The sequence below is a fragment of the Verminephrobacter aporrectodeae subsp. tuberculatae At4 genome, assembly GCF_000193225.1.
GTDB lineage: Bacteria > Pseudomonadota > Gammaproteobacteria > Burkholderiales > Burkholderiaceae_C > Acidovorax > Acidovorax aporrectodeae.
Map to the genome: position 1 here is coordinate 1 of NZ_AFAL01000646.1, position 249 is coordinate 249.

Sequence of the window (249 nt, forward strand, 5' to 3'; positions counted from 1 at the left end):
TCACCTCACGCTCAGCCGCGCCGTGGCCAACGGGGAGACGGTGACCATCAGCTACGCCAAGCCCGCGACCGGCAATGGGGTGCAGGACACGGCCCACAACAACGCGGCGGACTTCAGCAGCCGGACTGTTATCAACACCACGCCGGACACCACACCCCCGGCGTTCAGCAGCGCCACGGTCACCGGCAACCAACTGGTGATCAGCTACACCGAAGCCAACACCCTGGACGCGACCGCGCTCGCGGGCAA

1 protein-coding gene is annotated in these 249 nt (G+C 67.1%); it reads left to right on the forward strand.

Annotated elements, in window-relative coordinates; genetic code table 11:
• On the forward strand, positions 1 to 249 hold a 249-nt coding region (locus VTU_RS28545; protein ID WP_010107263.1), incomplete at both ends, for a SwmB domain-containing protein.